This is a genomic window from Clostridium sp. 1001275B_160808_H3, from assembly GCF_015550425.1.
Lineage (GTDB): Bacteria > Bacillota > Clostridia > Clostridiales > Clostridiaceae > Clostridium.
Map to the genome: position 1 here is coordinate 104348 of NZ_JADNAT010000001.1, position 25855 is coordinate 130202.

29 protein-coding genes are annotated in these 25855 nt (G+C 26.8%); 5 read left to right on the plus strand and 24 right to left on the minus strand.

Annotated elements, in window-relative coordinates:
• Positions 1-2: 2 nt before the first annotated feature.
• From I2A75_RS00465 to I2A75_RS00485, 5 genes are all read right to left on the minus strand, one after another.
• Complete coding sequence (locus tag I2A75_RS00465) at positions 3-728, minus strand: glycerophosphodiester phosphodiesterase (protein WP_195262516.1); 726 nt, start codon at positions 726-728, stop codon at positions 3-5.
• A gap of 30 nt (positions 729-758) precedes the next feature.
• The gene (locus tag I2A75_RS00470) at positions 759-1190 is read right to left on the minus strand and encodes a DUF2809 domain-containing protein (protein ID WP_195262517.1); all 432 of its coding nucleotides are present in this window, start codon (positions 1188-1190) and stop codon (positions 759-761) included.
• Positions 1187-2287: a peptidase S41 gene (locus tag I2A75_RS00475; RefSeq protein ID WP_195262518.1), complete on the minus strand. Its 1101-nt coding sequence runs from the start codon at positions 2285-2287 to the stop codon at positions 1187-1189. Before I2A75_RS00475 ends, I2A75_RS00470 begins: the two co-directional genes overlap by 4 nt.
• 265 nt (positions 2288-2552) lie before the next feature.
• Positions 2553-4022: a multicopper oxidase domain-containing protein gene (locus I2A75_RS00480; RefSeq protein WP_195262519.1), complete on the minus strand. Its 1470-nt coding sequence runs from the start codon at positions 4020-4022 to the stop codon at positions 2553-2555.
• 255 nt (positions 4023-4277) lie between these two features.
• A complete protein-coding gene (locus tag I2A75_RS00485; RefSeq protein ID WP_195262520.1) occupies positions 4278-4895 on the minus strand; it encodes a superoxide dismutase in 618 nt (205 codons plus the stop codon).
• A gap of 375 nt (positions 4896-5270) precedes the next feature.
• On the opposite strand from I2A75_RS00485, the gene I2A75_RS00490 reads away from it, so the two are divergent.
• Complete coding sequence (locus I2A75_RS00490; RefSeq protein ID WP_195262521.1) at positions 5271-7037, plus strand: sulfite exporter TauE/SafE family protein; 1767 nt, start codon at positions 5271-5273, stop codon at positions 7035-7037.
• A gap of 190 nt (positions 7038-7227) precedes the next feature.
• On the opposite strand, the gene I2A75_RS00495 is transcribed toward I2A75_RS00490, so the two are convergent.
• The 11 genes from I2A75_RS00495 to I2A75_RS00545 form a co-directional block, all read right to left on the minus strand.
• Positions 7228-8601 (minus strand): HAMP domain-containing sensor histidine kinase, encoded by a 1374-nt coding sequence (locus I2A75_RS00495; RefSeq protein WP_195262522.1) that lies wholly within the window; start codon positions 8599-8601, stop codon positions 7228-7230.
• Positions 8602-9285 (minus strand): response regulator transcription factor, encoded by a 684-nt coding sequence (locus I2A75_RS00500; protein WP_195262523.1) that lies wholly within the window; start codon positions 9283-9285, stop codon positions 8602-8604. It abuts the gene before it with no gap.
• Between the two features lie 89 nt (positions 9286-9374).
• The gene (locus I2A75_RS00505) at positions 9375-9764 is read right to left on the minus strand and encodes a zinc-ribbon domain-containing protein (RefSeq protein WP_195262524.1); all 390 of its coding nucleotides are present in this window, start codon (positions 9762-9764) and stop codon (positions 9375-9377) included.
• A 328-nt stretch (positions 9765-10092) separates the two neighbouring features.
• Positions 10093-10290, minus strand: a complete 198-nt coding sequence (locus I2A75_RS00510) for a hypothetical protein (protein WP_195262525.1) — start codon at positions 10288-10290, stop codon at positions 10093-10095.
• A 273-nt stretch (positions 10291-10563) separates the two neighbouring features.
• Positions 10564-10737, minus strand: coding sequence for a (2Fe-2S)-binding protein (locus tag I2A75_RS00515; protein ID WP_008677056.1), 174 nt, complete (start codon positions 10735-10737; stop codon positions 10564-10566).
• 295 nt (positions 10738-11032) lie between these two features.
• Entirely contained in the window at positions 11033-11563 is a 531-nt protein-coding gene (locus tag I2A75_RS00520; RefSeq protein WP_195262526.1) for a 2-oxoacid:acceptor oxidoreductase family protein, read from the minus strand.
• 1 nt (position 11564) lies between these two features.
• Complete coding sequence (locus tag I2A75_RS00525; RefSeq protein ID WP_195262527.1) at positions 11565-12314, minus strand: thiamine pyrophosphate-dependent enzyme; 750 nt, start codon at positions 12312-12314, stop codon at positions 11565-11567.
• Position 12315: 1 nt separating this feature from the next.
• Complete coding sequence (gene vorB, locus I2A75_RS00530; RefSeq protein WP_195262528.1) at positions 12316-13383, minus strand: 3-methyl-2-oxobutanoate dehydrogenase subunit VorB; 1068 nt, start codon at positions 13381-13383, stop codon at positions 12316-12318.
• Between the two features lie 10 nt (positions 13384-13393).
• A complete protein-coding gene (locus I2A75_RS00535) occupies positions 13394-13603 on the minus strand; it encodes a 4Fe-4S dicluster domain-containing protein (RefSeq protein ID WP_195262529.1) in 210 nt (69 codons plus the stop codon).
• 14 nt (positions 13604-13617) lie between these two features.
• Positions 13618-14283, minus strand: a complete 666-nt coding sequence (locus I2A75_RS00540; protein WP_195262530.1) for an ATP-binding protein — start codon at positions 14281-14283, stop codon at positions 13618-13620.
• 112 nt (positions 14284-14395) lie between these two features.
• Positions 14396-15301 carry an AEC family transporter gene (locus tag I2A75_RS00545; RefSeq protein ID WP_195262531.1) on the minus strand — a complete coding sequence of 302 codons (906 nt, stop codon included), beginning with the start codon at positions 15299-15301 and terminating at the stop codon, positions 14396-14398.
• A 556-nt stretch (positions 15302-15857) separates the two neighbouring features.
• Between I2A75_RS00545 and I2A75_RS00550 the strand changes: the two genes are divergently transcribed.
• Complete coding sequence (locus I2A75_RS00550; RefSeq protein ID WP_195262532.1) at positions 15858-16436, plus strand: manganese efflux pump MntP family protein; 579 nt, start codon at positions 15858-15860, stop codon at positions 16434-16436.
• A gap of 323 nt (positions 16437-16759) precedes the next feature.
• Here I2A75_RS00550 and I2A75_RS00555 read toward each other — a convergent pair whose 3' ends face one another.
• Together I2A75_RS00555 and I2A75_RS00560 are read right to left on the minus strand one after the other, a co-directional pair.
• On the minus strand, positions 16760-17287 hold the full coding sequence (locus I2A75_RS00555; protein ID WP_195262533.1) for a putative immunity protein: 528 nt from the start codon (positions 17285-17287) through the stop codon (positions 16760-16762).
• Between the two features lie 60 nt (positions 17288-17347).
• Complete coding sequence (locus I2A75_RS00560) at positions 17348-17758, minus strand: peptide deformylase (RefSeq protein WP_195262781.1); 411 nt, start codon at positions 17756-17758, stop codon at positions 17348-17350.
• 424 nt (positions 17759-18182) lie between these two features.
• Here I2A75_RS00560 and I2A75_RS00565 point away from each other — a divergent pair, with 424 nt between their 5' ends.
• On the plus strand, positions 18183-18758 hold the full coding sequence (locus I2A75_RS00565; protein ID WP_195262534.1) for a hypothetical protein: 576 nt from the start codon (positions 18183-18185) through the stop codon (positions 18756-18758).
• 217 nt (positions 18759-18975) lie between these two features.
• Here I2A75_RS00565 and I2A75_RS00570 read toward each other — a convergent pair whose 3' ends face one another.
• The 6 genes from I2A75_RS00570 to I2A75_RS00595 all read right to left on the minus strand — a co-directional run bounded on the left by I2A75_RS00570 (position 18976) and on the right by I2A75_RS00595 (position 23336).
• Positions 18976-19833 (minus strand): GNAT family N-acetyltransferase, encoded by an 858-nt coding sequence (locus tag I2A75_RS00570; protein WP_195262535.1) that lies wholly within the window; start codon positions 19831-19833, stop codon positions 18976-18978.
• Positions 19833-20594 (minus strand): DUF2087 domain-containing protein, encoded by a 762-nt coding sequence (locus I2A75_RS00575; RefSeq protein WP_111931319.1) that lies wholly within the window; start codon positions 20592-20594, stop codon positions 19833-19835. The genes I2A75_RS00570 and I2A75_RS00575 overlap by 1 nt, the downstream gene beginning before the upstream one ends.
• Positions 20595-20741: 147 nt before the next feature.
• On the minus strand, positions 20742-21560 hold the full coding sequence (locus I2A75_RS00580; RefSeq protein WP_195262537.1) for an ABC transporter permease subunit: 819 nt from the start codon (positions 21558-21560) through the stop codon (positions 20742-20744).
• Entirely contained in the window at positions 21560-22441 is an 882-nt protein-coding gene (locus I2A75_RS00585; RefSeq protein WP_111931741.1) for an ABC transporter ATP-binding protein, read from the minus strand. Before I2A75_RS00585 ends, I2A75_RS00580 begins: the two co-directional genes overlap by 1 nt.
• An 11-nt stretch (positions 22442-22452) precedes the next feature.
• On the minus strand, positions 22453-22884 hold the full coding sequence (locus I2A75_RS00590) for a DUF3021 family protein (protein WP_111931739.1): 432 nt from the start codon (positions 22882-22884) through the stop codon (positions 22453-22455).
• A 14-nt stretch (positions 22885-22898) separates the two neighbouring features.
• Positions 22899-23336 (minus strand): LytTR family DNA-binding domain-containing protein, encoded by a 438-nt coding sequence (locus tag I2A75_RS00595; RefSeq protein WP_195262538.1) that lies wholly within the window; start codon positions 23334-23336, stop codon positions 22899-22901.
• A gap of 421 nt (positions 23337-23757) precedes the next feature.
• Here I2A75_RS00595 and I2A75_RS00600 point away from each other — a divergent pair, with 421 nt between their 5' ends.
• Together I2A75_RS00600 and I2A75_RS00605 are read left to right on the plus strand one after the other, a co-directional pair.
• Entirely contained in the window at positions 23758-25110 is a 1353-nt protein-coding gene (locus tag I2A75_RS00600) for a [Fe-Fe] hydrogenase large subunit C-terminal domain-containing protein (protein WP_195262539.1), read from the plus strand.
• Positions 25111-25209: 99 nt separating this feature from the next.
• A complete protein-coding gene (locus tag I2A75_RS00605) occupies positions 25210-25689 on the plus strand; it encodes a flavodoxin family protein (protein ID WP_195262540.1) in 480 nt (159 codons plus the stop codon).
• Positions 25690-25855: the final 166 nt, after the last annotated feature.

The following is a 25855-nucleotide window of genomic DNA, read 5'->3' on the forward strand; positions in this document are numbered from 1 at the left end:
TTTTATATTTCTTCTTTTAATATTTCTCTTAATAACTCTGGATAATCAGTAAATAATCCATCTGCTTTATTTTTAATAAGTAATCTCATATATATTGGATTATTAACAGTATATATATTAACCTTCAGATTATTTTCATGTGCTTCTTGAATTAACTCTCTTGATACAAGTCTTAAATCAGGATGAATTGCATCTACCTCTAACTCTTTAGCATATTTAATTACATCCTCTATTGGCTTATCATATAATATCCCTGTCTTTATACTACTATCTAATCTTTTAGCAATTTTTATAGAATCATGATTAAAGCTTGATAAAATTATTTGTTTATTTAATTTATATTCATTTATTAAACTAATTACATCTGATTCAATTCCCCTATAATGAATCTCATCTGTCTTTAATTCTATATTTAATGTTATGTCTTTACCTTTAATTAGTTCTAGTACTTCCTCTAATGTAGGTATATGACAATCTATATTATCTGTAAATAATTTTTTTCTATTTTTAAGTTTTATTAACTCATCAAGATTAAAATCCTTAACTAAACCCCTCCCTAAATAAGTACGCTCTACATCTTCATCATGAATTACAACAAGTTTATTATCTTTTGTCTTATGCACATCTATTTCTAGACCATTTGCCCCAGATTTGATTCCTTCCTTTAATGAAAGCATCGTATTTTCTGGATAATTAAAACTTGCTCCCCTATGTGCAAAATTTATCATCATTCTCCTCCTTATATATCATACCTAATATCAATCAAACTTAATTCTAAATATAAATTTATCTATTATTATTCCTATAAATATCCCAACAGTATAACAAATCAAATCAGAAAATAAAAATCCATGACCTAATATTAATGATCCTATTAGAGTATTTCTTATTTCATTAAGCCACGCTCCTTGATATAGTTGTGAAATTTCTATTCCATAAGAGAATATTAAAGATAATATTGTAATTTTTCTTATATTAAACCTATTAAATAGAACGGCTAATCCTAAATAGACCATAGTTGCCCATAAGGTATCTCCTGCATACTTTCCTAAAAAACTAGGCAAATAATTAATATACTTTCTTGAGACTAATCCAAAGCACATTGTAGTTAAAGTTAATAATAAATAAATTGCTCTACTTCTACTAAAATTACTTTCTTTATTTTTAAAGAAAGTTCCAAGCTTTATCATTTTATATAATCCTCTATTTTTCTATAAACTATTTCTTCTGGATATAATGCCATAACTGAATCATCATCTATTAACTTGTAATATTTTGTTGAGTAAGTAACAATAAATTTACTATTTGGTAATTCAAATTTTAATATTTCACCATAACAGTTAGGTTTTCCTCCAGATGGTTCTCCTACTATCTTTGCATTAGTTTCATTTATAAATTCATAGGCATTTAAAAGGGCTGATGAGAAAGTTCTTCTACCAATTATGACTTTTAAATTTTCACGTTTATTTATATATTTATTTGTTTTTATAAAATCTATAAGTGTTCTAATTAATCTAGAATCGCCTCCAAGATTATCACTTAAATCCAATGTTAATTTTTCAATGGAATTTTTATTAATATATTCAACTACATCATTTATCTTTTGACTTAATTTTATATCTCCATCTTCTCTACATGAATTATATTTTATATATATTTCTTTTGAATCTATCAAATGTTCATACCAAAAGTTTTCAAATTCATTTTTTGCATATATAGGTAATTTATATTCTTCTGTATATATCAATTCCTCTAAGGATAAAGTCTCTACAATACACTCAAAATCATTTACTTTAATCTTAACTTTATCTACTGAATCTATTAATAATAATCCATATAGTACATCAGCTGCTTGAAGATATTTCATGCTTTGCTCTTTAAATAAAAACTCATTTTCATATGAGATTATTTCTTTTAGTTCTTCTATAATTTCATATATTGATATACCCTCAATTGAGCTTACCTTTTTATACAACAAACTTTTATATTTTTCATTAGTCTTTATTATATAAATTCCATCATTAAACCAATAAAACTTAAATGGTAAATACTTTTTAACTGGAAAAATAATAGAAGTATGTGCGTCCTTTACTGATGCAACAATTCTACTTAGCTCAACTTTCATATCATCGTAATCTAAATTATTTACTATTGATTTTAAATAATTTATTTTTTCTTGAAACTCATTTCTTGATATATGAAAAAATAAATTTTTATGTCTCTCTATTAAGTTTTCTTTTAAATACTCTATATCTTCAAACCACTTTTCTTCCCATGTATTACTCATTATAGCTCCTTTATGTTATTAAATTTATTATATTATTGTTATTATAAATTATTTTTTACTATCTTTTGTATAATAAATTCAATTTATATCCTTATTATTCACTATACCATTATTAAAGAATAAAGAGGCGAATTTATTTGAACTAAACTTTTACTAGTTAGCTAAATAACCACGCCTCTTTCTTTTTAAGATTATCAACTTATTAAACATTAATATTATTAATACTTTTAATACCTATCAAAATAAAATATTTTCTAATATGATTTTACTCTATTTTTATTTGCCCCATCATACCTTCTTCTTCATGTTCTAGTATGTGGCAATGATACATATATGCTCCTACATTATTAAACCTTACGATAAGTTTTACTTCTTCATCAGGATTAATAAACACAGTATCTTTCCATCCCATTTCCTCTGGTAAAGGTTCTTTTCCATTCCTTGTTAAGATTTGAAATTGTGTTCCATGTATATGGAATGGATGCCCCATAGAATGCATCATTGTAGCTGGATTAGTAATTGTCCAAATTTCTGTTTCTCCATATTTACCTACTTCATTTATTATATCCATATCAAATTTTTCATTATTTATTGATACCATATGCCCCATACCTCTAAGTTCAAAACTTCTTTCTTTAGTTACAGTATCCTTTGTCATTCTATCTATAGTAGTTAAGCTATTAGGTATTTCAGTTTTATCTTCCACTTTTTCATTAACATTAAAGGTCATTATACTTTTGTTATCGCTTTTTAATTCTATTTTGGTTCCAATTTCATACTTTGAAAAATCAACTATTATTTCGCCTCTTTCCCCAGGTGATAGGAAAATGCTATTTTGTTTTACTGGCGCTTCTAAAAATCCTCCATCTGAAGCAATTTGATAGAATTCATCATTATTACTTAACTTCAAATCAAAATTACTTGAATTAGCTCCATTTACTATCCTAAATCTAACTTTTTCTGTTTTAACATCTAAAGTTGGATTAATTGAACCATTAATAATTATTGTGTCTCCTACTGCTCCATCCATCATATTTGGATCATATATAAAGCTTCCATCTTTATTAAAGCTTCTATCTTGAATAACTAATGGTATATCATTTATTCCATAGTCCTTAGGAATATTTAAACTTTTGGATACTTCATCTTCAATATAAAATAATCCTGCTAGACCTTTATAAACTTGTGTTGCTGTACTTCCAATAAAATGTGGATGATACCATAAAGTTGCTGCTGGCTGATTTATAGTAAAGCTTGGACTCCACGTCTCTCCTGATTGTATTCCTTGATGAGGACCTCCATCATTTTTACCCTCTACCTCTAATCCGTGCCAATGAATAGTTGTTGCTTCTTTCAACTTATTATTAACATGGATATTTACCTTTTCTCCTTTATTTACTCTTATTACTGGCCCTAGAAAACTTCCATTATACCCCATAGTATTTGTTTGCTTATTATCTATAAATGAAGTTTTTCCTTCTTGTGGCTCTAAAGTAAATTCAGCTATATTTTCATCTGGATTTGTATCCTCTAAAAGCTCAGGTATTGGCAATTTATTTTTAGACTCATCTATATTATTATCATTATTAGTATTATTAGTTATATTTGTCTTTTCTTCTCTATCTGTATTATTAATTAAAGATTCATTAAAAGGATTCATCAATAAAGCATATGCAATTATTATTGCTAATGCAATGACTCCTATTATTATATATTTACTATTTTTGCTCTTCATCTTACTCCTCCTAATTAAAATTAATTATTATTTAATATATACTATAAATTAGATTTGTGTAGAAAGTATGAAGATTTTTAATATCCACTTACTTTGAAGAATATGCTTTTTAACTTAAGGTTAATTAAAAGCACATCAAATTTAACTGCCCTTTTATATTAACAGCTTTATTATTATATCTGTTTACTATAAAAGGAAGCATATTAAATAATGATGTGCTTTTTTCTAATATTGTTTTGAATCTAATTCAATTTTTTAAATGTTATGACAATCTTCATAAAGACCTTCAACTTTTTCCCAGTCTATTACATTCCAAATATTTTTAGCATAGTCTGCTCTTAAGTTTTTATATTTTAAGTAATAAGCATGTTCCCATACATCTATTGTTAAAATAGGAATAAGATTATCCATGACTGGTGAATTTTGATTAGCTCTCTTTACTACTGATAATTTTCCATCCTTATCTTTAACTAAGAATCCATAACCAGATCCAAACTGAGAAATAGCTGCATTTGTTAATTCTTCTTTTAGCTTTTCTACACTTCCAAAAGTTTTATTTATTTCTTCAAGTAATTTTCCTTCTGGTGCTTTCTTTGGAGTTGGAGAAAGTATTGAAAAATATAGGTTATGGTTTGATACTCCACCACCATTATTTACTACTGCTACTCTTATTTCTTCTGGTAAATCTTCTACATCTTTTATTAATTGATCTAAAGTTTTTCCTTTTGTATATTCTTCATAACCTTCTAAAGCTTTATTTAAATTAGTTTCATATGTTTGAAGGTGCTTTCCATAGTGTGTTTTAACTGTTTCTTCATCTATATATGGTTCTAATGCATCAAATGCATATGGTAAATTAATTTTGTTATACATAAGTCATTTCTCCTTTTCTATATTCCTACTATATTTTTTATTAGGTTAAAATAACAACTTATTTATTTAAATTACTAGATATACTAATAAATTAAATAAATAGTTTATTACCCATTATATTAATCAATTTTAATTTACCCCTATTTCATAATTATTATGTATTTATAACTATATATTTTTCATACTCTTGTTTATGATTTTTCTATTTTACATAAATCAACTTCTAAATTTCATAAACAACCACAAATAAAGTCCACATCTTATATAATCAAATAAATTACCTATCTTCTTGGAGCTTCTTAATAATGATTATCTTCATAAAAATAACATAATTATTTCATATACTTTTTTTAACTAGTAATTAGGAGGATATCTATGGGTATTAAAAGAGAAAAAATTAAAGTTTATGAAATGACTTGTACATCATGTGAAAAAAGAATTGAAAACACTGTAAAAAAAATTAATGGCGTAATAAGTGCCAAAGCAAACTATACTAAGGAAACTCTAGACATTGAATATGATACTGACCTGTGCAATCTAGATGAAATAAAAAAAGCTATAAATAAAGCTGGATATTCCACTGAATCTTCAAGCAATTTGGGGACTATAGGAATACTTGTAATAATATTTATTATATTAATTCTTGGATTCAGAACTAGTGGTTTTGATATGGAATCAAAGCTTAGTAATGCTTCGTATGCTTTTCTTTTTATAGTTGGTATATTTACTTCCATTCACTGTGTAGGAATGTGTGGAGGTATAATGCTTTCTCAAAGTTTATCTTTTGCTAAAGAAAGTAAATCCAAACTTGAATCAATTAAACCTTCACTATTATACAATATTGGAAGAGTTATCTCTTATACTATTTTAGGAGGAATAATCGGTGGAATAGGTTCAATATTTTCATTATCAATTACTGCTAAAGCTTTTATTCAAATCTTTGCAGGAATTTTTATGATTATAATGGGTTTAAACATATCAGGCTTTAAATTTTTTAGAAAGTTTAGCATAAAAATCCCGAGCTTTCTATCTCAATATAAAAGAAAATTTAATTCACCTTTTATTGTAGGACTTTTAAATGGATTTATGCCTTGTGGTCCACTACAAACTATGCAACTCTTTGCTCTTGGTACTGGCAGTGCATTTAAAGGTGCTTTATCAATGTTCATATTTGCTTTAGGTACTGTTCCTCTAATGCTTACTTTTGGTGCAATTTCTGGCTTCTTAAGCAAAGGTTACACTAAGAAACTTCTTAAACTTAGTGGTGTTCTTATCATAGTTTTAGGAGTGATAATGGGTAATAGAGGCCTAGCTCTTTCTGGAGTTAATCTAAATCCATTAGGCTTTATGATGAAAGGTTCTTATGCATCAAATGCTAGTACAGATTCCACTATCGCTGTTATGGAAGATGGAGTTCAAGTTATAAATATGACTGCTAATAATAATGGTTATAGTCCTAATGTATTTTATGTTCAAAAAGGAGTACCTGTTAAATGGATAATTGAAGGTGAAAGTCTTAACTATTGTAATAATTCAATCGTGGCTAATTCATTAAATCTTCAACAAAAACTTAAAAGTGGAGAAAATGTAATAGAATTTACACCTGATGATAAAGATATAAATTTCAGCTGTTGGATGGGAATGATTAGAGGAGTAATTAAGGTAGTTGATGACTTAGCTTCAGTAGATACATCTAAGTATGATCCTTCACTTCCTAGTTCAAGTAATGGCCCTAGTTGTTGTGCTATTCCACTAAATGATTCTCCGGCTTATCCAGAAACTTTAATTACTACTTCAAAAGTAACTGAAGAGTTCCAAACAGCTATTATCAATGGTGTAGGCAACGAATTTCAACCACTAATATTAGTTGCGAAAAGTAATCTTAATTTTAATCTTACAATAGATTTAAGTAATTATACTAATTATGAAGGTGAATTTATAATATCTAGTGTTAAAGATGGGAGCACAGTAAGTTCCTTTATCGGACAGAAAGGAATATTTGAAATTCCATTAAACTTAACTTCTACTGGAGGATATGCAATAACAAAAAATGGAGAAATTCTTTGTATAATTGAATCAGTTAATGATATTGATAATGTAGATTATGATGGAATTGTAAATAAATATCTTCGTTTTAACTAAAGCCTTTTAAACTAATAATTATATATTCTCTCAGTATATAAAAATCAAGGGGGTCGCGTTTCGCGACCCCCTTGATTTATTAGTAACTCTACCAATTTATAATAACTTTCTACTATTAATATATGCAATATAAAAATATTTTTTAATATATTCTTCTAATAAATATAATTATTTATTATTTTTCTATTATTTAAATTTTAAAACTATCAAAAATAATCCTAAATGTTGTTCCTATACCCTCATTGGATTTTACTTCTATATTAGCACAATGTAAACTTAGTATTCTCTTTACTATAGTTAATCCTATACCATTACCTTCTATTTTTTGACGGCTCTTATCCCCTCTATATAATCTTTCAAATATGAATGGTAAATCATCTTCTTTTATTCCTATTCCTGTATCTGCAACTTCTACTATAATTTTATTATTATCTTTATATAAATTAATACTTACACTTCCTTCATTCTCTGTAAACTTAATTGCATTAGTTATTAAATTTATAAACACTTGTCTTAACTTATCTTTATCTCCAGGAATAATGTAAGTTTCATTTTTTTCTACACTATAATCAAAATTTATATTTTTACTCTTAGCTTCTAAATAAAAATCTTCAACTAATTCAATAATAAATTCGTCTAATAAAATATTTTCAAATTCTAAATTTATGCTTTCATCTTCAAACTCTTTTAATACATCTAAGTTATTTAATAACTTTCCAAATCTTATTACTTCATCATTTAAAGAAGATAATCTTTGATTTGATACTGGGAAAATTCCATCTATCATTGCTTCTAAATTATTTTGAAGAACATTAAGTGGCGTTCTTATTTCATGTGATATGTCTGATACAAGTCGCTTTCTTAACATATCTTGATTTTTTAGCTTCTCACCTAATATATTTATACTTTCTCTTAGTTCTTCAATTTCTTCTATATCACTTTTTGCATTAGACTTTGCCTCAAAATCTCCTCTTGAAAGTTTCTTTGATATACTTGCTATCTTTTTTATTGGAATTGATAATTGCTTTGAAATATATAAAATTATTATGCTTATAATTAATAATGTTACTATTCCACTTAATATAATACTTTTATTTATAGATGATTTAAATTCCAAATCCTCTTCTGTCAATAATACAGATGAATACTGACCGACTTCTACATTTCCCACAGCTTCTCCATCTACAACTATATCAAAATTTTTAGTAACATATACTCCACTATTTTCTGTATTCATATTATTGAAATGACTAATCTCTCTTATATCTGATGGATCCATTCCCCAAATTACATTTCCATTAGCATCTCTTAAAGTTAAGCAATAATTACTCATATAAGCTTCATGCATTACCTCAATAGCAGAATTTCCAGTCCATTTTTTATCCCTTTTATAAGCTTCTTCAAAATAAGAAACTATTCTCTCATTTCTTTTATCTTGAATATCTATCATATACTTATTAAACTTAGTATTAATAGTGATATTAACAAACAATATAATTAAAATAATTGCTGAAATAGATGATATTAAAAATGATATACTCAGCCTTTTTCTAATACTCTGCATTTATATATCACCACCAAATTTATATCCAACTTTTGTAACTGTTATTATATACTTTGGATTTTTAGTATCTTCCTCAATTTTCTTTCTTATATTTTTTATATGTACATCTATGGTTCTATCATATCCATCAAAATCTATTCCAAACACAATTTCAATTAATTGCTCTCTAGATAAAACTTTTCCTCTATTAATTAATAAAGTATATAAAATATCAAATTCACTTGGTGTAAATGGTACTTCTTCTCCTCTAAGTTTTACCATTCTTTTTTCATAATCTATCCTTAATATTCCATCATTATAAATATCACTTATTTTTTCACTTGTATTTATTCTTCTAAATAAAGCATTTACCCTTGCTGTAAGTTCTCTCGGGCTAAATGGTTTAACTAAATATTCATCTGCCCCAATATCCAAACCAGTAACTCTATCGTTTAAACTAGCTTTTGATGTTAACATAAATATATATACATCAGAAGTTCTTCTTATAGTTTTACATATTTCTTCTCCATCTATATCTGGTAACATTAAATCTAATATAATAAGCTGAAATTCTATTTTCTTAAAAATTTCTAATGCTTTAATTCCAGAACTACATACTTTTACATTGTAATTATCTTTTTCTAAATATGCTTTTATTACATTAGCTACGCTTTCTTCATCTTCAATTATTAAAATATTATTCATGCAAGCCCTCCCTTTCTTAATATTAAGTCATGTATAATCATACAAACTTTATCAAATTATTTTGAAGGTATTATGAAGATAATTTATCATTATTTAATTTCGTGTCCGCAATATGGGCAATATTTATATTCTGAATCAACTACTTTGCCACAACTTTTACAAACACTATTTATGTTATAATCATATCCATAAGTGCTATTAACTTCATTTAAATCCCAATATGTTATATCTATATTTTCTCCTTTTTCTATCATCTTTCCCTTTTCCTTGGAAATAGAAAATATTTTCTTACAACTTTCACATTCTACATAGTACTTTTCATTCCACTTAAATATAGGTATAAAAAAGAAATGGAAAAATTCATATTGCTTTATAACTCTTGCCATACTTAATCTATTGCAACTTTTGCATGTTAAATTATTTATTATTTTAATTTCTTTTTCTTTGTTTTCTATACCAAAAATCCCTATAAAGAACATAGCTATTCTCCTTCATAAAATACTTAAATTATTATATTTATTATATTTATTTTATTAGTTTTATTATATTTGACTTATTATATTTGACTTATTATATTTATTTTATCATCTTTAAAATAAATAAGAAGTCAGAATTTATAATAACTCTAACTTCTTATCAAAAATAATATTCGCTTATATTCATATTCCCTCTTATGGCATTGTTTCTATTGTGATTCTTTTCACTTATTACTAAAATTCTAGCTTCTATAGGAGCTTCAATCACATAATATATCATTTAATAGTCTCCTCTTTGACTTTTATTATTATTTTAGTATAACTACAAATCTTATTTTCCATTAGTTTCAAAGCTATATCTTATCATTTTCCATGTATTGTAAATATCCTTTTCTATTTCTCTTGTTAAAACTTTCTTTTCCTCTTCAGTATAAAAAATTGAATTGTTTATATTTTGCTTTTTATAAAATAAGTTTCTTACTGACTTATTCAAGCTACAATGTTTATTTATGTCTATATTAGCAACCATAATCTCACCTCCTTAAATTATATTCTACTACTATCATAAAATGATTTATTGTCAATTTCGTTACAAAATATTCTAACTTTAGTATATTTAATGAAATCTTAAGAATTAAAATAAGAACTTACCGTTTCGTGAACCCATTATTTCAATTTTTAAGTTAAAAGGAGGAATCTTATAATTTTTACACTTTAAATTAATAATCATATAATTTCTATACTTTAAACTAAAGGAGCTGTTCACTGATTATTTAGTGAGACAGCCCCTTTATTTATATTTTTATTTATTTTCTTCTATTAGTGCTTCTATTTTACCTCTGCATCTACTTGCACCGCAAAATCCTGTTCCTGCACCTGTTGCTTCTTGAATTTTTTCAAATGTATCAGCACCATCTTTAATAGCTTGAACTATTACATCCTTTGATACACCCTTACAAAGACAAATTATATCCATATTATCCACCTCTTTATAACTATTATATTCTTCTATATGCTTCAATTAATAATTTAAATAATTAAACTTGATAGTATATTTAATTACAATATACTTATTAATTAAAACTAAAATTGAAATCATACATTATTTTTTCATATAAGCTATTAAAATAATAACTTTAGTTATATAATAACAATTATTTTTACATTATACAAACATTAATTTTATATTAGCTTATATATTATCATTAATATTATCTTCAAAAGTTGGACTTTTATTATAAAATCTAAGTCTTTGTAGTATTTACCATTATCTATGAATGCATCTTTGAACCCAATTCTATTGCTGATTTATTTAATTCATAATATTCTTTTTTCCCGTGTACTCTAATAGAGTTTAAAACATCTTCTATAGTAATAATTTTTAATTTTTCAATTAAAAAACCTAGTAGTATCATATTGGCATTTCTTTTATCTCCAAGCTTCTCTGCTTTCGATTCAGCATTTATCTTATATACTTCTATATCCTCAAAATCAGTTTCATCTTTTACCATATCTGAATCTATTATTAAAATTCCATTTTTCTTTATTGATTTACTAAACTTATCTAAAGATGGCTTATTCATAACAACAACTATATCTGCTTCTGCTATAACAGGAGATCCAACTTCTTCATCAGAAATTATAACTGAACAATTTGCTGTTCCACCTCTCATTTCAGGACCATAAGATGGTAACCATGAAACATTGAATCCCTTATCCATGGCTGCATAAGCTAAAAACTTTCCAACTGTTAGTATTCCTTGTCCACCAAAACCTGCAAATATAATTTCCTTTTTTGTCATTCTAATTATCCTCCTTCTTTAAATCTTTTTTAACACCTAAAGGATAATATGGAATCATATTTTCTCTAAGCCACTTTAAAGAATCAATTGGAGATAAGCCCCAATTAGTTGGGCATGTAGATAAAACCTCTATAAATGAATATCCGAGTCCTTTTATTGAATTATCAAAAGCCTTTTTAATTGCTTTTTTAGCTTTTGTTAAATTAGCTATATTATCTACACTCACTCTTTCAACATAACATGCACCATCTATAGTAGATATCATTTCTGATACTCTTATTGGATAACCTTGAACCTTAACATCTCTTCCATATGGAGATGTTTCTGTAATTTGCCCTTCCAAACTTGTAGGTGCCATTTGACCACCTGTCATACCATATATGCAATTGTTTACAAAAATAGTTACTATATTCTCACCTCTTGCTGCTGCATGAACAACTTCTCCAGTTCCTATTGCTATTAAGTCACCATCTCCTTGATAAGTAAAAACTACTTTATCTGGATTAGCTCTTTTAATACCTGTGGCAACTGCTGGAGCTCTTCCATGTGCTGCTTGAAACATATCACAGGCAAAGTAATCATATGCAAGTACAGAACATCCAACTGATGCAACTCCTATAGTTTTATCTAATATTTCCAACTCTTCTATTACTTCTCCTACTAACTTATGAATTATTCCATGAGTACATCCTGGACAATAATGCGTAGGCACATCTAAAAGTGCCTTTGTTGGCTGATAAACAATTCCCATATTACATACCTCCAATAATAGATTTTATATATTCGTATATCTCATCTACTGTTGGTATCATTCCACCTGTCCTACCATAAAATCTAACTTCTTCTTTTCCATTTACAGAGAGTTTTACATCTTCAACCATTTGCCCACAATTCATTTCAACAGATAAGTACCCATGCTTACTTTTCCCTAAAGTCTTAGTAAATGCTTCGTTAGGAAATGGCCAAGTAGTTATAGGTCTTATTAACCCTAAGTTTATCCCTTCCTTTTTTGCAAGGCTTATAACACTTTTGCATATTCTTGCTGTTATACCATAAGAAACTAATATTAAATCACAAGATTCTTCACAATTATATAATTCATATTTAACTTCATTTTCTTTTATTATTTTATATTTTCCTTGAAGCTCCATATTAAGTTCTTCAAGTTTCTCTGGATTTAACTCTAATGAATTTATTATATTATGTTTACTTTTCTTTCCTAAACCATTGGCTGCCCAAGTTTTTTCTTGTAATTCTCTTTTTATATTCTCTTTAAATTCAACGCCTTCCATAATTTGTCCAAGCATTCCATCAGCCATTATCATTACAGGTGTTCTATATAAATCGCTTACATCAAATGCCTCGCAAATTAAATCTATCATTTCTTGAATAGATGCTGGAGCATAAACTGGTATATTAAAATCTCCATGCCCTAAACCTTTATTTACAAATAAATAATCTGATTGAGCAGGTTGTATTCCTCCAAGTCCTGGACCACATCTAACTACATCAACTATCACACAAGGTACCTGTGCTGCTGCTAAATATGAAATTCCTTCTGTCATTAAGCTTATTCCAGGACTAGATGATGAAGTCATGCATCTAACTCCAGTTCCTCCACAGCCATATACCATATTTATAGCTGCAATTTCACTTTCTGCTTGTAAAAAAACTCCATTAACTTTTGGCATATTTTTTGCCATATATGCTATTAATTCAGTTTGAGGAGTTATAGGATATCCAAAAAAACATTTACATCCAGCCCTAATAGCAGCTTCTGCTATAGCTTCATTACCTTTCATTAAAAACTTTTCTCCCATAGTTACCCTCCTACCTTTCAATTGTTATTACACAATCAGGACAAATTTTTCCACAAGATGCACAAGCTATACATTGTGTCATAAGATTTTCTTCTATTCCAGCTGGATGATATCCCTTACTATTAAAATTTTCTTTAAAACTTATAATCTTTTTAGGACATATATTTATGCAATGTCCACAACCTTTACACCTTTCCTCTTTAAATATAACCTTAGCCATTTAATTCCTCCTCATTATTCCCAAGGCATGTCCATATATAATTCTATAGGTAATATTTCTCCATTAACTTTATCCTTTATTACCTTTTCAAATTTTTTGGTACACACAGTGTATTTGTAAGGAATGCTTAAAAACTTAGATAACTCCAAAGATTCAATATCTCCTTTCAATATATGTTTAGATTCTGTTTCCTTCATCATGTGAGTATTTGATATTATATCAGTAACTTTTAATCTACTTGCTGATTCTATGGATTTTAGATATTTACTTGCCATTCTACAACTTAAGGTTTCTGATCTTGAATTATTTAAAACATAATACATTGAATAGTCTTCATCTTCAAAATACTTATTATATACTCCCAGAACCTTTGCCCCTACATCATCTCCACCAATATCAAATATAACTTCGTATGATTTATCATTAAATACGGATAAAATTTCTCCTGATAGTACCATTAGCTCTGCATTAACTAAATCCTTTCTTGTACTTATAACTCTTATTTTATAATTATTTTCTAAAGTTTCCTTAATATCTCTTACACAAAAATAAGGATTTATTACATCCATATCAACCAATGATACCTTTTTACCTTCCTTAGCCATTTTAATAGCATAATTAATTGCAATTTCTGTCTTACCACTACCAAAGTGTCCAGTAAATATCTTAATCCTACTCACACTAACACTCCTCATTAAACATTCTTACTAAAAGTATACTTTATATTCTATTTATTATGCAATGAAAAGTGCTATAACAAAATTGACATCTTCAAATTTGTTATAGCACTTTTTATAAACCTATTACTTTTACTATTATAGGAATGGTTACTATTGATAAAAGCGTTGTAACAAACACTACTATTGCTCCATATTCCTTTTCTTTATCAAAATCAGCCGCAAATATTGATGTCATAGCAGCAGCTGGCATAGCTTGAATAATTATCATGGTATCTATTACATTAGAATTATCTTTTATTATTAATTTAATCATATAAATAGCAAGTGGTATCACTATTAATTTTATTAAAGCTCCATAATAAACTGATACTTCTTTAAATATAGATTTAATTTTAACCTTTGCTAATATACTTCCAACTATAATCATTGATATAGGTGCAGTCATATCCCCTACTATCTTAGTTGTATCTAAAATAGCTATCGGTAATTTTATATTAAATATCATAATAGGTATTCCAATATATACTGCAATGATTGAAGGATTTAATAATACCTTTTTTATATTTTCTTTTGATAGCTTATCTGAAAATATCATTACTCCATATGTCCATAAGAAAATTGTAAAAACCATATTAAATATAGATGTATAAACTACTCCTTCTGCACCAAATATGCTATTTATAATTGGAAATCCAATAAATCCACAATTAGAAAAGAAATTTGCAAAATGTAATATTTTTTTCTTTTCACCCTTAAATGGCTTTAATAAAATGAAAGATATTATTCCTCCCAAAATCATAAATAAAACACTATATATAAATGCGCTAATTACGTTTCTTCCCATACCTTCATTAAAAGTAAAGCTAAAGGAATTTATAACTAGTAGTGGTAGTGTAATCTCTAATAATATTCTTCTTAACCCTCTATTAACCCCTTCATTTATTATATTTTTTTTGGTTCCATAAACTCCTATTAAAATAATCAAAAATAGTGCTATTATTTTATTAAAAACTATCATCCTATACTCCTAAACTATTATATTTCACTTTATTATATACAATTTATTTATCTAAGGACTAATTTATCTTTATAAAAGTTACAAATATGGTTTTATACTTTTCTATTAATAAAAGTATCTGTCCAATCTCTATTTAATCATAATTTAGGTATTATAAAATTAAAATCCTATTTACTTATTTATAAGATTTCAATGTTACTATTTTTATTTATTGCTTTCCAAAACTAAAAGGATAAAAATGAAAATTAATTATTGATATATTACTTATAATTTGGTAATATATAGGCTGAAATAAAGATATACTATTTAAATATGATATAGTTTTTATGTATAGGGGAGTAGTTAGCTCTATTTTCGAATGAGTTACTAAGTCAACATATTGAACTAACTTGGTTCTGGCTTAGTATTGAATAACGAGACTTATGCGTAGCTTTGCTACGTATAGGTCTTTTTTATTTATTTATTATTTTATGTGAGTATAATTTGTAAAAGGCAATAGAATCCTAAATACTAATTGGATTTTGCAATAAATTCTATAATAAAGGAGTTACATATCATGGGTTTCTTTTCAATTTTTATGACAGGAATAGGCTTATCTATGGATGCCTTTGCTGTTTCATTAGCTAAAGGTATTTGTTTAAAAGAGGATGAATTTAAATACTCTCTTAGAGTTGCATTATTTTTTGGTGGCTTCCAGGCATTAATGCCTCTACTCGGCTGGTGGTTTGGTAGATATTTTGAAGATTATATAAAATCTTTTGATCATTGGATAGCTTTTATACTACTTGGAATCATAGGTGGAAAAATGCTAATAGAATCTATTAAGGAAATGCGTTCTGAAGAAAATGATATTGCTTTAGAATGTGAAAGAGATGAATTTTCTTATAAAAAGCTAACTATATTAGCTATTGCAACTAGTATAGATGCCTTAGCAGTTGGAGTTAGTTTTGCATTTTTAAGTGTTAACATCATTCCTTCAATAACTATAATAGGAATAACTACTTTTGTATTAAGCTTCTTAGCAGTTTTTCTTGGTAAAAAGCTTGGAGAGCATGTTCAAAATTATGCTGAAATAATTGGTGGAATTATTTTAATAGGTATCGGATTTAAAATATTATTCGAACATTTAATGTAAAATACAGCAGCATGGTAGAATTAAAAATGTAGAGTACTTATCTTTACAGCTTTTGTATTATTCTTATATTAATATCCTTAATATAAACGATAAACTTTTTCGATAAACTTCTTGATATTAAATTAGCTAAGAGTGTAATTTTTTATGCTAGATAATAAAAATTAATATGATTTTAAATTATATATAAAATATTCAAAGGGCGTCGTGTTTCGCGACGCCCTTGAGTTATAGAAGTTAAAATAAAAAATAAACATATAATTTTTTATATTTAAATTTATTAATTTCTAGATAAATCTAATTTCTTGTTTTTTCATACACTACATTTAACAATACCAATTTATTTTTGCTGGATTAATCTCATCTATTATAGCTACTTTACGTAGAGCATCCTCCATGTTCTTGCACTCTTTTGATGCAATTTCCTCATAAACATCAATTTCAGCATTAACACCAACAGATGAATATGCTATTGCTGCAGCACCATAAAAAGCAAGGCCTAAAGAACTCGTTACAGTATTAATTGTTGCAGTTGTTGCTCCAATTGCTCTAGCTGCAGCTTGTGCTGATGGATTTCCTTCTGCTTCTCTTGCTGCTATTTGAACTTCCTTAATAATTTTCTTTGCCTCTGTTAATTTCATATTTCCTTCTAACCATTCACCAACTGCATTCAATGCATTTTTTAAACGTGTATCCTCAGGATAAACTTTTTCATAAATAGGTAGAATATGCTCCCTTGCATATTCATTACACCATTTTACAATTGTATTTTTGCTTTGTGTTTCTATTAATCTCATAAGAGAAACAATATATGGTGAATCTGCTTTTCCAAGCATTTTTCGTACTTTAACCATAATAACCCCTTTTTCCTAAATAGTTTTAATTTAAAATCTAATCATATAAATCTTTATTTCTTAAATTATTATACCATCGAAATGGTCTACTTCATGCTGAATAATCTGTGCAGTAAATCCATTAAATATTTGTTTATGCTTTTTAAATTCTCTATCAAGATATTCTACCTCAATTACTTCATATCTCATTGTTTTTCTGAAGCCACTTAAAGATAAGCAGCTCTCCTCAGTCTCATAGCCTTTATCTTTCTTTACTATAACTGGATTCACCATAGGAACTATTATATCGCCTATACTAAATACCAATATACGTTTTTTAACTCCTATCATATTAGCAGCCATACCAACACAATTCTCTAAATTTGCCCTTAACGTATCCACTAAATCATCAATAACTGCTACATCAGCTTTAGTTGCAATCTCTGATTTCTGTCCTAAGAATAATATATCTTTTACAATCGGTTTTATCATTTTTACTCCAACCTTTCTAATTTCTTTCTTGAAAGCTATAAATTTTTTTAGGAAATTCAACTCCTTTTTATAACTTATCATAGTTTGCTATCAAGGCTTAACTTTAAAGCAGCCTTCATTTAATTCATATCTTATCTGAATAAATAAGAATCAATTACATATTACTTTTACTGGAATATAAACTTAATTAAATTGATTTCTATTACAACAATATTAACAATTATTATACATATAATCAATTTACACAAAAAAACTTCAATTAATTTAATTTCATATTATAATACTATAATAACTTTTGTAAGGATTTTCTTTTTTCATATTCATAATTCTTTTTATAGTACATAAACTAGGTAACACTACTTTTAGCTACTAATATACTATTAATTATGAGTCTTACAGCAGTATCAATATAAAGGAGTATTATATGTATAATAATCAATTTTTCTCTTATCCTTATTACATTAAGCAAGCTGATTACCTCCACTACAATTCAATGTGGAGAAACACGGTACAAAAATTTGCAGCCTTTAGTGGCACTGTTACACTGATTGAAGATTTTTACACAGGTCAAGATAATCCATCATTAGGTTGCTATAAATTAATGTCGCTAGAAACTATGGACATGGGCCCTGTAAATTTTGTAATTTCACCAGAAACTTACTTTGTAGATCATACAGTAATTAAAGTAGGCGACAAGGTAACCGGCTTTTTCGATGCAAATGCACCAGTCCCGCTTATTTACCCTCCACAATATCGTGCAATTGTTATGGCTAAAAACACAGGAGCTGAAAATGTTACTGTAGACTATTTTAATAAACAACTTGTAAGCAGTGATGGAAATTTTAAACTCAACATTGGTCCATCTACAGAAATAATTTTAACAAATGATCAGATTTTTAATATATACCCTGGAAATAGAAACCTAATAGTTGTTTATGGTCCTACAACATTTAGCATCCCTGCCCAAACTACTCCATATAAAATCATTGTTCTTTGTTAAATCAAACCGTGTTATATTGTGCATATATTTTATTTACATCATAACCTTTCTTAAAAAATAATATTACCTTTAAATTCTAAAAGTTTAAAAAAGTCTTCTCATTTTTTATTCTTATATTTAACAACACTATTCTTTAAATTTGTAAATATATTATTATTTATAAAAATTAAATTTTGCAACTTTCAAAGGGGCTCGCGTTTCGCGACCCCCTTTGAATTTACATCAATTCTATCCAATCACTTAGTTTATTATAAACCTTAAATCCTCTTTTCTTATACATTTCATACGCAATACTATTCTTTTCTATTACTGTTAAACAAACTTCTTCTACTTGCTTTTCATTTAAAAATTGTATTGCTGTTTCTAATAATTTTTTACCATAGCCCTTTCCCCTATACTCTTTTTTTAATCCTATATCAAAGAAAGCTTTTTTATCTTTAATAATAGTATTTAAAAAGCCTATACTTTCACCCTTATCTAATACAATAAAATAATCTTCATTGTCATTTTTATTTGATAAATAATCTTTTGCCTCTTCTATTTCTATATAAGTTCCGTGAGGCATATCCATAAAAGACTTATTATATACATTAACATATTCCTCGATATTTTCCTTTGATAACCTAGTCTTATCTAACACATCATTTACTTTTTCTCTATTGTTTAGAACCATATTAAAAGATGAGTAACTTCTTTTCAGTCCAATATCTTGTGCTAACTTAAGCAAATTATCACTTCTTATTCCAAGTAAAACTTTCTTGGCATTATATTTATTAGCAAACACTAATGAATTATTAATTAATTCTCTCAATATTTTTTTATTATAATTTGGACAAACTACTTTATTTATATAGATAGTTTCTAATTTATCTACAACCTCTAGTATAACCGACACCTTACCTACTACTTCATTCTCATCAAAATAAAATAATATACCTTCACCATAATTACATATTTTATCCGTAAGTTCTTTTTCAATTTGGGATAATGATAAATCAATATTTTCATTTTCCTTTATAAACTTTAATGCTAAAATTTTTTCATCATTATTTAACTCTAAAAAATTCTTTATCATTATTCCTTCACCCAATATTCACTACAATCTTTAGACCTATCTAGGAATCCATATTGAATTAAAGCTCTTCTTATTGTTACATAGTCTTCATATATTCTTTTTAATACTCTATTTATTTCTTTTTCAGAATATTTCTTTCCAACATTAAAGTTTTTAGTTATTTCTTCTAATAATATAATCTTCTTCTTTTCTTTAGATGGATAGCTTTTTAATGCACCATTTTCATCTACATAAGTTTCTATTACCTTAATTTTTTCTTCCTTTGTTATATTAAATCTATCATCTAAAGTTGTTGCTCCCTTGTGTGCATCACAAATAACATCCTCTTCTAACATATTTATATCTTTATTTGTTTCTTTAACAAGTAAATTCATAGTTGCTAAAAATAGCTTAGCTTGTTTTTCTTTTTCTCTTAATTTATACCTATGGTTTCTAATAGTCGAATTTGCAATACCTAACTTTGCTGCTATTTCTTTATCACTAAGGCCTAAAGCTATTAATTCAATTACTGACTTTTGAGATGATGATATTCCTGTATAAAGTGAATTCATATTTAATAGATAACTTAACATAGAATTATGCTTTTCTTTTATATGAAGCTGAGCAGCTTTTTTTGCATCATATAAATTACCACCTATTTCGTATATTCTTCCTTTAATAAATATTTCTTCACATACTATACATTTTATATATTCTTCTGTTTCTACAAATCCCTTTTCTATTTCATCTATAGACGCTCTCCAAAAAAACTCATTATCCATAACTACCTCCATAATATTTCATTAATTAAATTCTATAACTAATTTTGCTTTTTGTCTATGTATACACAAACTTTATTTAATTTTGTTTATGATTAATTGCATAAAAAAGACAGGTTATAATTTAAAATTCACAACCTGTCATTTATTTTAATTTATATTCATATCTTTCTTTTTATAAATAATACTAGCAGCAACTAATGATATTATAATAAGTAAGAATCCGAGTAAAACAAATTTTAATTCAAATCCATCCTTTATTATATTTGATGGAATTACCCATTCATATGGAGAAACATATTTTATAAATGAAAACTCTTCTTTTAGCTTAGATATAATACCAATTATATATGTCATAAAAAATAAACTAACGCCTAAACTAGTTGCCATTTTCCCTTTTTTTAAAATTGTTGATATAGCTATACCAATTGCCATAAATATATATCCTAAAAAGGCCATTCCAATAAACACACTTTTTATATTCATCATAAGATCCATTGTATTTACTTCATTTGGCTTAACTGCAATAGATATACCTATTGTAGATGCTCCAATAACAATTATGAATATACAAAAGTACACAACCCTTGATGATATCTTACTCCAAAGAATTTTACTCCTTGATACTGGTTTAGAATATAAGAATTCTATTGTACCTTCGCTCTCCTCTTCTATTATAGAATTAACTCCAAGCATTGCACCATAAATTCCACAAGCCATTGCAATATATTGAAGACAATATCCAAGAAAATCATTTATATTGCTAAAATCAGTAGTACTTGAAAAATTAAAGGTTTCTAAAATGGCTGGTGGAAGTGAATCTAATTTTGCACCTACTAATTCTTGCATTCCCATATCCTTCATACTTGGGAATAATGCCATAAAAAAAACTATAATTGCAGAAGTTCCTATACTCCAATATATTAATGATTTTATATTTCTTTTAAATTCAAACTTAAATATATTCATTACTTATTCTCTCCTTCATAATAGTTTAAAAAGGCTTCTTCTAATTTAACTTCTTCAATTAATAACTTGTCCAAATTGTATTTAGCTAAAACACTTATTAACTCATTTATATTTCCTTTATATATAAACTCAATTTCTTCATCAATATATTTAAAGCTTTCTGATATCTTCTCAATTTCCTTTATATTTATGTCATTAGATTTTAAAATTATCCTTTTGCCTAAATCTCTATTCATTTTATTTAAATCTAATATGTCAATTATTTCTCCCTCTTTTATAACCGCAACTCTATCACAAAATTTCTCTATTTCAGAAAGATTATGTGATGATAAAAATATAGTCTTCCCTTTTGATTTTTCCTTCAATAATATATTAAATAGCTTTTGTTGAATTAATGGATCTAACCCATTTGTTGGCTCATCTAAAATAACTATCTTAGGATTACTTAAAAGTGCTTGAACTATAGCTACCTTCTTTTTATTTCCAAGGCTAAGTTCTTCAATTTTCTTATCTAGTTCAACTTCTAATTCATTACAAAGTTCATTTAAATACTGACCATCATAATAATCAAAAAATGAAGCTGCATAGTTTAATATATCTTTTACTTTAACATCTGAATAATATCTAACTTCACTTGGTACATAACTTGTAAATTCCTTAATAAGCTTGCTTTCACTTACAATATCTTTTCCTAATATCTTAGCACTACCTGATGTAGGGAAAATAAAATTAAGCAAAGTCTTTATTGTCGTTGACTTTCCTGCTCCATTTGGCCCTATAAAGCCATATATTTCTCCTTCTTTAATTTCTAAATTTACATTTTTTATTCCTCTGCTTTTTCCATAACTTTTGGTTAAATTAGTTATCTTTATAGCTTCCATTTTTACACCACCTATAAATTCTCTTTATATTTTAATAATTTGTCGTTAAACCTTTCTCCTGTTATTTTTTTATAAACATAAAAATTCAAAGTTACAAGTATAAAGTATGCTGTATATATTATGAAAAATATCTTAAAAGGTATTCCCCATAATTCTATCCAATTAAAATATTTAATGAAGATACTTAAAACTCCTAAAAGTATTAAATAATGTGATATTGTTTTTGTTTTTATTGATATCTTCGATAAAAACTTTTCATTATATAAAATAAATTGAATTAATCCAACTATGATCGCTAATAAGATAAATTCCCATAATAACTCTAAAGGCATTATCTTATTTCCAATAAAAAAACTTACTACTCCATAGGTTAATATTATCATCATAAAGAATAATCCTATTAGAGCTTTTATTTCATATCCTATATTATAAAAATTCTTCATTATATCCCAACCTTTTAATAATCTAATTTTGCTTTAAGTATAGGTACATATTGTCTAGAAACTATTAACTTTTCCTTATTTTCAAGCAAAACCTCTACTCTTCCCCCAATTACAGGGTTTATAACTGAAATTTTAGATATATTTATTATTGTTGATTTAGATGCTCTAAAAAAATGATATTCTGAAAATTTATCTTCAATTTCATAAAGTCTAAGATTACTTTCATATACCTCTTCCTTGGTATATATAAATATCCTTTTATCAACAGATTCAAAATATAATACATTTTCTGGTTTTATAATATGAACTTTACTATCTTTAACACCAGTAATTATATTTTCCTCTTCCCTTAACTTTTCAATTATTTTCACTATATTATCATCAATAACCTTGCAATTTATCACTATTTCAACTTCATTATTATTCTCATCTTGATTAATTACTACCTTCATAATAGCTCCTCTTAAACCTTTATAATCTCATACTACTATTTTTAATTAATATATCAATATAATTTTACTAAGATGCATTATTTAAATACTAAGTTACACTTTAAATAAATTGCAAATTAAACTTAATGATATGTATTAATTTTCCGATTTTTATATAATATCTCCAATTTAATACATATCATTAATGAGTCTAATTCTTAATTTAACTGTATCAAGTGACAGAATATAAGTTGGCGAAGATAAATAGACTGTGGAATAAGCATATAGCGAGCAATTAGAAGTACTTGGCGTAGCTATTTAGCTTATGGAACATATCTAGTTATCATAGCCCTTTTATTCGCAATTTATAACTTTTTAGTATTAATAATTAGTAAATTATATATACTAAACTATAGAAAATTTATTAATTGGAGGTATATTAATGCATAATAAATACAGTGATCTTTTTGATACTTTAGTAAGATCTTATTACGAAGGCAACTTTGATGAAACGCTTTCTAGAATTATGGTCTGTCATGAAATTTCACCTCAGGAGACATTTAAAATTATTACATCACTTTGTGGAGTTTCTATAGATTTTGATAACAACTATGTTTACAACATAAAAAAAGCAATTACAAATTATGCAGTTAATAAAAGATTCATAGAGAAATTAGATAGTTGCAATATTAGCTGTAAACAAGATGAAAATAAGAAGTTTAAATGTCAAGCAAGTTGTCCATTCGATGCAATATTATATGATGATGATAATAAATCTACATATATAAACTATGACTTATGTGTTGGTTGTGGATTATGTATAGATGCTTGCAAAGATGGTAAAATCCTAGATAAAATTGACTTTATTCCTATATTAGATTTAATTAAAAACAATAAGACTGTTATTGCTGCTGTTGCACCTGCAATTATGGGCCAATTTGGTGAAGATGTATCAATGGATCAATTACGTGCTGCTTTTATTAAAATGGGCTTTACTGATATGATTGAAGTTGCTTTTGCTGCTGATATGATTACTATTAAAGAAGCTGTTGAATTTAACCACCATGTTAATGGTCCTAATGATTTAATGATAACCTCATGTTGTTGTCCTATGTGGGTTGGAATGCTAAAAAAAGTATATAAAGAATTAGTTCCTGATTTATCTCCATCCGTTTCTCCTATGATTGGAGCTGGAAGAGTTATAAAAAAACTAAATCCAGATGCTAAAGTTGTTTTTATAGGCCCTTGTATAGCTAAAAAAGCAGAAGCAAAAGAACCTGACTTAGCTGGAGATATCGATTTTGTTCTAACATTCCAAGAATTAGACAATATATTTAAAGCTTTTGAGATTAATCCTAACGAACTTCAAGGTATCCCATCTAAAGATTATGCTTCAAGAGGTGGTAGACTATACGCTCGTACAGGTGGTGTTTCTATTGCAGTTGGCGAAGCTGTTGCTGAACTATATCATGAAAAAGCTAAGCTATTTAGTTCTGTCAGAGCCGAAGGAGTAAGAGAGTGTAAGGAAATATTAAACAAAGCTTTAAATGGTGAAATTAAAGCAAACTTCGTTGAAGGCATGGGTTGCATTGGTGGATGTGTTGGAGGTCCTAAAGCTATTATTCCTAAAGAGCAAGGGAAAATAGCCGTAGATACTTTTGCTTACCATTCCCCAATAAAAGTAGCAACTCATAGTACTACTATGGATAATGTTTTAGAAAAACTTAATATAACATCTTTAAGAGACTTTGAAGATGATACTAAGACTGCAATATTCCATAGAGATTTCAAATAAAAATTAGTAGCTCTACAACTTTAAATATGGTATTATATATGCATAATAATAATTATTATATAATAATTTAATTACTTTAGCGTATGATAAGGAGAAAAAATGAAATATTCAATAGTTTTTAGCAGTGTAACTGGTAATACAAAAAAATTAGCAGAAACAATTAAAAGTAAAGTTGGTGAGTGTTATATAGGGAAACCTTCTGATGAAGCACTTGAAGCAGATGTTATATTTGTAGGATTTTGGACAGCAGGAAACTCTTGTGGAGCAGATATTAAAGCATTTATAGAGAAACTTTCTGGCAAGAAGGTATTTATATTTGGAACTGCTGGGTATGATAATACAAAAGAATACTTTAGCGGAATTTTAGATAGCGTAAAAAAATTAATACCTCAATCTAATACTATTATTGGAACATATATGTGCCAAGGTAAGGTATCAGATGCTATTCAAAATAAGATAAAGGAATCTATGCCTGAAAAGTTTGAAGCAATTAAAGATAATCTTGTAGAATCATTAAACCACCCAAATGATAATGATATAAAATCATTAATATCTGAAATTGATAAAATAAACTTCTAATTGTATTAAATTTTAATTCAAGAGGCTGTAATTTTGCATTTTACATTTTGCATTAAATATCTTTCTGATACAGCCTCTTTTATATACTGTAAATTAAAATATAGCCTTTAATTAAACGACTGATATTATTTCACTTTTCAATATTCTGCCTCTCAAAATATAGCAA

Bases quoted from the DNA above. Each gene is read 5' to 3' on its own strand.
- I2A75_RS00465 (WP_195262516.1), bottom strand. From the start codon at position 728: ATGATAAATTTTGCACATAGGGGAGCAAGTTTTAATTATCCAGAAAAT.
- I2A75_RS00470 (WP_195262517.1), bottom strand. From the start codon at position 1,190: ATGATAAAGCTTGGAACTTTCTTTAAAAATAAAGAAAGTAATTTTAGT.
- I2A75_RS00475 (WP_195262518.1), bottom strand. From the start codon at position 2,287: ATGAGTAATACATGGGAAGAAAAGTGGTTTGAAGATATAGAGTATTTA.
- I2A75_RS00480 (WP_195262519.1), bottom strand. From the start codon at position 4,022: ATGAAGAGCAAAAATAGTAAATATATAATAATAGGAGTCATTGCATTA.
- I2A75_RS00485 (WP_195262520.1), bottom strand. From the start codon at position 4,895: ATGTATAACAAAATTAATTTACCATATGCATTTGATGCATTAGAACCA.
- I2A75_RS00490 (WP_195262521.1), top strand. From the start codon at position 5,271: ATGGGTATTAAAAGAGAAAAAATTAAAGTTTATGAAATGACTTGTACA.
- I2A75_RS00495 (WP_195262522.1), bottom strand. From the start codon at position 8,601: ATGCAGAGTATTAGAAAAAGGCTGAGTATATCATTTTTAATATCATCT.
- I2A75_RS00500 (WP_195262523.1), bottom strand. From the start codon at position 9,285: ATGAATAATATTTTAATAATTGAAGATGAAGAAAGCGTAGCTAATGTA.
- I2A75_RS00505 (WP_195262524.1), bottom strand. From the start codon at position 9,764: ATGTTCTTTATAGGGATTTTTGGTATAGAAAACAAAGAAAAAGAAATT.
- I2A75_RS00510 (WP_195262525.1), bottom strand. From the start codon at position 10,290: ATGGTTGCTAATATAGACATAAATAAACATTGTAGCTTGAATAAGTCA.
- I2A75_RS00515 (WP_008677056.1), bottom strand. From the start codon at position 10,737: ATGGATATAATTTGTCTTTGTAAGGGTGTATCAAAGGATGTAATAGTT.
- I2A75_RS00520 (WP_195262526.1), bottom strand. From the start codon at position 11,563: ATGACAAAAAAGGAAATTATATTTGCAGGTTTTGGTGGACAAGGAATA.
- I2A75_RS00525 (WP_195262527.1), bottom strand. From the start codon at position 12,314: ATGGGAATTGTTTATCAGCCAACAAAGGCACTTTTAGATGTGCCTACG.
- vorB (WP_195262528.1), bottom strand. From the start codon at position 13,383: ATGGGAGAAAAGTTTTTAATGAAAGGTAATGAAGCTATAGCAGAAGCT.
- I2A75_RS00535 (WP_195262529.1), bottom strand. From the start codon at position 13,603: ATGGCTAAGGTTATATTTAAAGAGGAAAGGTGTAAAGGTTGTGGACAT.
- I2A75_RS00545 (WP_195262531.1), bottom strand. From the start codon at position 15,301: ATGATAGTTTTTAATAAAATAATAGCACTATTTTTGATTATTTTAATA.
- I2A75_RS00550 (WP_195262532.1), top strand. From the start codon at position 15,858: ATGGGTTTCTTTTCAATTTTTATGACAGGAATAGGCTTATCTATGGAT.
- I2A75_RS00555 (WP_195262533.1), bottom strand. From the start codon at position 17,287: ATGGTTAAAGTACGAAAAATGCTTGGAAAAGCAGATTCACCATATATT.
- I2A75_RS00560 (WP_195262781.1), bottom strand. From the start codon at position 17,758: ATGATAAAACCGATTGTAAAAGATATATTATTCTTAGGACAGAAATCA.
- I2A75_RS00565 (WP_195262534.1), top strand. From the start codon at position 18,183: ATGTATAATAATCAATTTTTCTCTTATCCTTATTACATTAAGCAAGCT.
- I2A75_RS00570 (WP_195262535.1), bottom strand. From the start codon at position 19,833: ATGATAAAGAATTTTTTAGAGTTAAATAATGATGAAAAAATTTTAGCA.
- I2A75_RS00575 (WP_111931319.1), bottom strand. From the start codon at position 20,594: ATGGATAATGAGTTTTTTTGGAGAGCGTCTATAGATGAAATAGAAAAG.
- I2A75_RS00580 (WP_195262537.1), bottom strand. From the start codon at position 21,560: ATGAATATATTTAAGTTTGAATTTAAAAGAAATATAAAATCATTAATA.
- I2A75_RS00585 (WP_111931741.1), bottom strand. From the start codon at position 22,441: ATGGAAGCTATAAAGATAACTAATTTAACCAAAAGTTATGGAAAAAGC.
- I2A75_RS00590 (WP_111931739.1), bottom strand. From the start codon at position 22,884: ATGAAGAATTTTTATAATATAGGATATGAAATAAAAGCTCTAATAGGA.
- I2A75_RS00595 (WP_195262538.1), bottom strand. From the start codon at position 23,336: ATGAAGGTAGTAATTAATCAAGATGAGAATAATAATGAAGTTGAAATA.
- I2A75_RS00600 (WP_195262539.1), top strand. From the start codon at position 23,758: ATGCATAATAAATACAGTGATCTTTTTGATACTTTAGTAAGATCTTAT.
- I2A75_RS00605 (WP_195262540.1), top strand. From the start codon at position 25,210: ATGAAATATTCAATAGTTTTTAGCAGTGTAACTGGTAATACAAAAAAA.